3 protein-coding genes are annotated in these 3,582 nt (G+C 74.5%); 1 reads left to right on the top strand and 2 read right to left on the bottom strand.

Features of this window, described 5'->3' with window-relative positions:
- Together UW392_RS61510 and UW392_RS61515 are read right to left on the bottom strand one after the other, a co-directional pair.
- Window positions 1-294, bottom strand: a 294-nt coding sequence (locus tag UW392_RS61510) for an alpha-hydroxy-acid oxidizing protein (RefSeq protein ID WP_320784239.1), incomplete at its 3' end; no start/stop codon positions are given.
- Window positions 291-1,865, bottom strand: a complete 1,575-nt coding sequence (locus UW392_RS61515) for an NAD(P)-binding domain-containing protein (protein WP_320784240.1) — start codon at window positions 1,863-1,865, stop codon at window positions 291-293. The genes UW392_RS61515 and UW392_RS61510, both read right to left, overlap by 4 nt.
- Before the next feature lie 62 nt (window positions 1,866-1,927).
- On the opposite strand from UW392_RS61515, the gene UW392_RS61520 reads away from it, so the two are divergent.
- Window positions 1,928-3,442, top strand: a complete 1,515-nt coding sequence (locus tag UW392_RS61520) for an aromatic amino acid ammonia-lyase (protein WP_320784241.1) — start codon at window positions 1,928-1,930, stop codon at window positions 3,440-3,442.
- Window positions 3,443-3,582: the final 140 nt, after the last annotated feature.

Genomic DNA, 3,582 nt, shown 5'->3' on the forward strand with positions numbered 1-3,582 from the left:
GGCGCCCTCGGCCGCGGCGGCGCGGGCCGTGGCCCGCTCGCCGTCGGGGTGCAGCAGCCGGTGGAACGCGGTCGGCGCCACGAACACCGGCGCCGTCCGCCGCGCCCCCGGCAGATCCACCGAGGTGTCCCGCCGCTCACCGCCCGTCAGAACCCTGGGCAGCAGCCGGTACCGGTCGAAGGCCCGCTCGTTGCCGACGGCCACGCGTTCCTCGCCGGCCCCGCCCGCCACGTAGTCGTAGTGGGCGGGGTCCAGCGTCTGCCGTGCCTTGTCGTGCAGCGTGCGCAGGGTCACGGTGACACCGGGGCGACCGGGGCACGACGCTCGTCCAGGAACGCGCGGAGCGGGGCGCGGTGGTGCTTCTCGCTGTCCCACTCGTTCTCCAGATTCTCCGCGAGGTGGTACTCGGCGGCGAACTCCCCGTCCCGGTACCAGCGGACCACCGGATGCAGATAGCGGCCGTCCAGACCCGCCACGTCCTGCTGGGACTTGCGGCCCGCGGTGACGTCGAACGGGTCGACCCGGTCGTGGTCCTCCCCGTACTCCAGGGTGATCACCGCGTGGGCCGCCACCGCCCCGAACTCCCCGTCGCGCACGGCGTCCGGCACATGGGCGACGGGAACCTCCTCGGCGTAGCGGAACGTGCCGTCCGGGCCGAGGAGCAGCAGGTCGCCGAGGACGCCGAACTGCTGCCACAGGGCGGAGGAGCGGTTGACCCGGGTGACGACCGCGTCGACGGCCGCCTCCGTCGTGCTCCCCAGCTCCGTCGTCGGCCAGGGCTCGCCGTGGTGGCGCCTGCGCAGGGTGCGGTGCAGGGCGCGCACCGTGTAGCGGAAGCCGTGGATGAAGCCGGTCGTCGCCTTCTTGAAGTCCCGGCCCTGCATCAGCGTCCCCGCGAACCACAGGCCGGGCACGTTGACCGACTCGCCGACGGGGGTGAGCGCCGGGAAGCGGCCGTTGACCGTCAGTTCGGGCGTGCAGGTGTCGTCGAAGACCGAGGTGTCGACCCGGAACCCGGTCGCGACGATCACCCGGTCGTAGCGGATCTCCTTGACGACGTCGTCGGCCCGCTCGAAGGAGACCGGCACGTGGAAGCCGTCCGCGGCCCGGCGGATCGACAGCACCCGGCCGTCGAGCAGCGCGTTCTGCGACTTGAGCTGGTAGCTGTCGAGGAAGTTGTTGTTCACCGCCCGCAGATGGCCGACGTAGTGCGTCCGCCACGCCATCGGCAGCGAACCGGAGCCGGTGACGTGGATGACCGCGGCGTGCTCCATCAGGCTGTCGGCGGTCTCGAAGGCGGAGTTGCCCCGCCCGATGATCAGCACCCGCTGGTCGGTGAAGGACTCGGGGTCGGTCTCGAAGGTGGCGTACACCTCCGCCAGTTCGATGCCGGGGATGTCCGGCAGGTTCGGCAGGAAGAGCCCGGTGGCGGCCACCACGTTCCGGGCCCGCCAGGTGCCCCCGGCGCCGTCGGTGACGGTGAAGCCGTCGGCGTCGCGGGTGACCCGCTCCACCGCGGTGCCGTACCGCGCCCGTACCCCGGTCCGGTCGGCGAAGTCCCGCAGATAGCGGACCATGTCGTCGGCCGGCGGGAAGTACCGCGGGCTGTACCGGGTGAACAGCAGCTCCGGATCGTCGCTCAGCAGCGAGTTCCAGTCCATCCGCAGCCGCAGCTCCGGATCGTCGTAGCCGGTGTGCACCTTGTTGGTCGAGATGAGCTGCCGGTGCCGCGGGAACCGCTCGAAGAACGCGCCCGGACCGCTGCCGCGTTCCAGGACGACGTAGTCCGCACCGTCACGCTCCAGGGAGGCGGCGAGTTGCAGTCCCGCGGGCCCCGCTCCGATGATCAGGTAGTCGTGCGCCATGGCCCGGAAGCTATCCACCCGATTTCAGAGCGCTCTGAGATTCCCCGCCTACGTTTCCAGCCGTGCCCACCACCACCGACAGCCTTCCGCTCACCGGCCCCCTGGACTCCGCCGCCCTGCGCCGCGCCGCGCGGCCGCTCACCGTCACGGTCGACGAGGAGACCCGCGCCCGTCTCGACCGCGGGCGGCACCTCTTCCACGCCCTCAGGCACGGCGAGGGCGGCCCGGACCGCGCGATCTACGGCGCCACCACCGGCTTCGGCGCCCTGGTCGGCTACGCGGGCCGCGCCGACGCCGCCGACCAGTGCGACAACACCCTCGCCCACCTCGGCGCCGGCCAGGGACCCGACCTGCCGGGGGACGTCGTCCGGGCCGCGCTGCTGCTGCGCACCCGGTCCCTCGCCCAGGGGCTCTCCGGCGTCTCCGCCGAGGTCGTCGACCGGCTCGCCGCGATGTTCGCCACCACCTTCACCCCCGCCGTCCCCCGGTACGGCTCCGTCGGCGCCAGCGGCGACCTGATCCCGCTCGCCTACGCCACCCAGGCCCTGCGCGGCCGGGGCCACGCCCACCTGGACGGCCGCCGGATGCCGGCCGGCGAGGCGCTGACCGCCGCCGGACTGACCCCGCTCGCCCTCGACGGCCGGGACGCCCTCGCCCTCGTCAACGGCACCTCCGTCACCACCGCCGCCCTCGCCCTCGCCCGCGACACCGTCCGCGCCGCGCACCGCGCCCTCACCGACCTCGGCTGCCTGCTCGCCGACCTCCTCGGCTGCGACCCCGGCTTCCTCGACGAGGACCTGCTGCGCGCCTACGGCCACCCGGGCGCCGTCGACACCGGCGCCCGCATGCGCCGCACCCTGAGCGGCGTCGTCCCGTCCGGCGACCGGCCGCTCCAGGAGCCGTACAGCATCCGCTGCGCCCCGCAGCTGCTCGGCGCGGCGGAGGACGCCCTGCGGTACGTCGACGCCGTGGTCGCCGCCGACCTGAACGGCGTCAGCGACAACCCGCTGTTCTTCCCCGACGGCGGCGAGGACGCCGGGAAGGTCGTGCACGGCGGGAACTTCTTCGGCCAGCCCGCCGCGTTCGCCGCCGACCTGCTCGCCTCCGTCACCGCCCAGCTCGGCAACCTCGCCGAACGGCAGCTGGACCTGCTGGTGGACCCCGCCCGCAACGGCGGTCTGCCGCCCATGCTCGCCACCGTGCCCGGCGCGCAGCACGGCCTCCAGGGCGTCCAGCTGGCCACCACCGCGTTCGTCGCCGAGATCCGGCGCACCGCCACGCCCGCCGCGATGCAGAGCCTGCCGACCAACCTCCACAACCAGGACGTCGTCCCGTTCGGCACCCAGGCGGCGCTGCGCTCCTACGACCAGGCGGAGCTGCTGGGACTGCTGTGCGGCTCGCTCGCGCTCGGCCTGCGCCAGGCCGTCCACGTCGGCGCCCGCCGGCCGACCGCACCCCGGTGCGCGGAGCTGCTCGCCGCCCTGACGGAAGCCGTCGCACCGGTCGACCCGGACCGCCCCCTCGACACGGACGTACGCACCGCCACCGCCCTGCTCCTGAGCCGTGGTCCACGCTGACGGGCCACGGTCGCGGGTTCGGGTCCCGGGCGGTGACCGTGCCCGGACGGGCCGCCGACGGCCTTCCGCGACACGGCGCGCCCGACGGCCGCCGGGGCGACGGCCCGTTCCCCGGACGTGCCGTGCCCGCCGGGCAGCCG

This window comes from Streptomyces sp. CRN 30, assembly GCF_034105845.1.

Coding starts and splice junctions, on each gene's coding strand:
- UW392_RS61515 (WP_320784240.1), bottom strand. CDS start 1,865: ATGGCGCACGACTACCTGATCATCGGAGCGGGGCCCGCGGGACTGCAA.